Below are 4,071 nucleotides of genomic sequence, written 5' to 3' on the forward strand. Positions count from 1 at the left end.
ACACGCTGCAGAGCATCGCGCGCAGCGCATACGGCGACTCGGCACTGTGGTTCCGCATTGCAGAAGCGAACGGCCTGAGCTCGGACCGAGACCTGCGCGTTGGCCAGACGCTGAACATCCCGAACAAGGCCGCCGGCGTCCATAACGACGGCAGCGTGTTCAAGCCGTACGACCCGAGCAAGGTGGTGGGGGATACGACGCCGAACCTGCCGATGCCGAGTGATGGTGGGGGCGGATGTGGTGTCGTTGGATCGATTATCACGATGGTGGTGGTAATCGTGGTCGCCTACTTCACTCAGCAGTACTACCTGGTGAACTACGGAACAGTAGCTGCCGGAGGAGGGGCAGCTGTGGCCGGGGGCGGAACCGTTGTTGCGGGAAGTGCCGCTGCTGGATCGGCCGTGACCTATACCGCTGGATCGATGGCTATTGCTGGAGCGATCGGTGGCGTTGCTGGGGCGGCTGCAGGCCAACTGGCTGGTATGGCCATGGGGATGCAGAACGGATTCGATTGGCGTGCGGTAGCTCTGGGCGGGCTCGGCGGGGCGATAGCCGGTGGGCTGAGTTCAGTGAACTTTGTCGGCAATGGCATTGGAAATGCTGCTGTTCGTGGGGTGCTGACCAGCGCAGTGACGCAGGGTATCGGGGTCGCTACTGGTCTACAGCAGAGCTTCAACTGGAAGAGCGTTGCAGCTGCGGGGATCGGTGCGGCGGCTGGTGCAGCAACGGGTCAGGCGCTTGGCAACCGGTTGGGAACAGACGATCTAGGCCAGTTCGCTAAGGGGGTGCTTTCGTCGCTCGCGGCGGGGACGACCACGGCGGTGGCGCGTGGTGGCCGAGTGGATGTAGCAACGATTGCAACCGATGCGTTTGGTAATGCGCTGGTGAGTAGTTTGGCTGGCCAGTCGAGCAGCACCAGCAGTTCGCAAGAGGACGTACTGGGTCAGAAGATTGCCGAGCTGCAACGTTCGCCTATCTGGAATGATCCCGTTGCGCCGAGCACAGATGTGCTTGGTGACAAGATCGCTGAATTGCAGCGCTCGCCGGTCTGGAGCGACGCGCCCTACACGCGGCCAGATGCGCTGATGCCATCCATTGTGCCCACACCGCAAGTGGTGGCCAGAGGTGTGACAGCAGACGGGCGAGCCTTCGAGCGCTGGGACAGTGGTACAACGGCTTACGCGGTGCCTAGCCCTGTGCTCGGTGGCCAGGAGCTGCCGCCGTTGTCTAAGGATCAGTTGACGACATCCGCTTTGGGCTCGTCAGTAACTGGCAGTACCTTCGGGGATCGGTTGCTTGGTGGTGCGGTGGGAGGAGGCCAAGCAAGTTTCGGGCTCGTGAACGGTATGGTCCGAATGGCTGGTAATACTGTGTTGCAGATCGGGGACATCCTGACGTTTGGCTTGAACCATGACTCTCCGATTATTCAGCAGGCTTGGGTGGAGCAAGGCGCACTTGCTGCAGGGGTTGTCAGATTGGCAACTGAGCCACGAGCTGTTGTGAGTGAAGCAATAGAGTCTGTCGCTAACAATTATCGGCAGGCCCAGGCGCTGGATGATAAAGGGGATGCCTACGGTGCGGCGGTTATCCGCGCACGACAGACCGGGGAGATTGCAGGTGCAGTGCTGGGTGGAGCGCAGGCGGCAGGGGATTTGGCTCGTCTAGGTGGCGTAGCATGGCGGACATCTGGTCTGCCGGATTGGAACGTCAAGTTCGCAGACTATGTGCCCAACACGCTGTATTCGAATCCTTTGGAGCTGCTGAAATTTGAGCCGGTTGTACCGAATATTAGTCGGGTTGATCTTGGTGAATTTCTTGGGCGCGGGGGTAACAAGGATGTCTATGCCTATGGAGACAATCAAGCTGTTGGGGTGTTGAGAACTGGTAAGAATCCGCAGACGATTTCTGCCGAAATCGACATGCTGGGCAAGTTGAGTGATGCAGGTATCCCCACGGTAAATCCGCGGGCCGTAAGCGTTGACGGCGCTCCAGGTATGCTGATGGACCGTTTTGCTCAGGGATCGAAGGAAGTGGTCAGGCTAGTGGAGAGTAAGATGACTACGGTGGGAGAATCGGCCTTGCTAAATCAGAAGAGCGTTGCAGATCTTCAAGCTATTCGAGGCACAATGGTGAGTAAGCAGATACAGATCAACGATCTGCAGTTCCTGATTAGCCGTGAAGGGCGTGTTGTGGTGTCTGATCCGCTTGGTGTCAATTTCAATACTGCACCTTCTAGAAATAATCTTCGAATGATCGATTTGTTGATGCGAGCAGCTCAGAAGAATGGAGCAAATTAATGGGTAAGGAATTTTCGTCGTCAATGGTGCCGTCGGCTGCCTCTGAGTTACTCCGTAGCTTTATCGGAAAGAAGGTCGCACGGCTCGTCCGATATAGCTGGTGGCCCGCCAATGAAGTTGGATCTGAGTGCGGTATTGAGGATAAAAAAGCGTTTTCACGAACAGCAGGGCCTTTGGCGGTTTACTTTGAAGGAGGGGGTGCCCTCGGGGTCGCAAGTGATCCGGCGCTTAACAGCATCATTGTTTGGGATGAAGGGAAAAGAGGGGCCGGTTATGGCGCGCCCCCATTGGATACAGACAACGAGTTGTTCGCTATCTACGAATCTGGACCATTTTCAGACATCTACTGGCGGCAGTTTGTCGGACTTGCTTTAAGTGAGTTTGTGATACTGAAAAGAGTAATTATGAACCCCAAAGAAGAGTCGCGTCCTAGTGAGGTTGGGTTGCGCTTTGGATTCGATGGCGGTGCAAGCTTCATTGCTTCACACGGATTGCTTGATAATTCTGACGATTTCGTTGTTCTGGAAGCTAACGAAGCCGACGAGATTAAGTTGTTCGAGTTTTCAATGAGCTAGGAGGCGGAATTTTTCGCGCATGATCTCGGTTCGGCTGTTCGGGGTGTCTATTGCTTCTGCTGGTGATTAATGTGAGAAACGAGCAATACTGCAACAAGGCGGCTGTGCATGACGCTATTCGAATGGGAAATTTTCTTTATGCTCCGAACCACCACTCTCGCAATCCTATGCACCACTCTCTTCGGCTGCGCCACCTCCGGCCGAATCGGTGAACTCCCGACAATTGCTGCCGGTGCGCCGTCGTCATCGCTGGTGCTGATCCGCACAGGCAACCTGATCGGTGCGACCAACAGCTACTACGTCGCACTCGACGGCAAGGACGTGTTCAGCATTCGCTCGGGTGAGCACACCCAGTTCCCAATCCCGTCCGGCGAGCATACGGTCTCTGTGAAATGCTTTGGCGGCTGGTCACCTACGTGGAAGGAAGACGGCAAGCAGTTTGTCGCTGTGGAGGGGCAGCCGACCTACTTCGAGATCAGCCCCAACCTGAGCTGCGCAAAGATCACGCCGATGCCTGCTGAGACTGCAAAAACACAATTGGCAGCCACGAAGTTCGTCAACCCGGCCAACGTGTCGAACAAGTAGTTGATTGACTGGGGCTTTCCCGCGGGACGGGAGCCTCCAGTTGCCAAACTACTTTCATGAGAAAGGACCGCGGGGTGGGCCACCACGCTGCACTGTTCCTCAATAGCGCCCCTTAGGGGGCACTCGGCTGCTTAGTTCTGCCTATGTTGCGCCTCTGCTGACCCGCGGAGGTGCACAGATTCTTGTCGCGCAGTTGGTGGTACGTCATCAAGCGGCGGACGATGTGGATGCCGCCGGCAGCATCGGCCAGCAAGGCCACGCCATCACCTACGACAAGAACGGCAACCGCGTCACCGACACGCACTGGGGCAACAAGGTCTCGACCGCGGGTGGCCAGAGCATCATCACCGGCTATACGGAAGCGGGCGAAGCCATCTACAGCACGACGCCCACGACGTTCGTGCGCTCAGACGGCTACACCACCGAGACGTATGCCTACGACAACCTGGACCGCTTGAACAGCGTGGTGCGCGATGGCGTGCAGATCGACCACCGCTCGTACGACGGCGCAGGCCGTGTCACGCGCACCGGCTCGGGCAACCTGCCCACCGGCTACGCCGCCAAGCTCAACGAAGGCGTGCCGCAAGACCAGACCAACGGCCTGGAAGTGCGCT

At 57.5% G+C, this 4,071-nt stretch carries 4 protein-coding genes; all 4 read left to right on the forward strand.

What is annotated here, in order from left to right; all coding sequences use genetic code 11:
• On the forward strand, nucleotides 1-2,297 hold a 2,297-nt coding region (locus R2N11_RS26285), incomplete at its 5' end, for a LysM peptidoglycan-binding domain-containing protein (protein WP_316682958.1).
• Complete coding sequence (locus R2N11_RS26290; protein ID WP_316682959.1) at nucleotides 2,297-2,872, forward strand: hypothetical protein; 576 nt, start codon at nucleotides 2,297-2,299, stop codon at nucleotides 2,870-2,872. The genes R2N11_RS26285 and R2N11_RS26290, both read left to right, overlap by 1 nt.
• 138 nt (nucleotides 2,873-3,010) lie before the next feature.
• A complete protein-coding gene (locus tag R2N11_RS26295) occupies nucleotides 3,011-3,457 on the forward strand; it encodes a hypothetical protein (protein ID WP_316682960.1) in 447 nt (148 codons plus the stop codon).
• 196 nt (nucleotides 3,458-3,653) lie between these two features.
• On the forward strand, nucleotides 3,654-4,071 hold a 418-nt coding region (locus tag R2N11_RS26300), incomplete at its 3' end, for a hypothetical protein (RefSeq protein ID WP_430715485.1).

Source organism: Ralstonia flaminis (genome assembly GCF_958415495.1).
Taxonomy (GTDB): Bacteria; Pseudomonadota; Gammaproteobacteria; order Burkholderiales; family Burkholderiaceae; genus Ralstonia; species Ralstonia flaminis.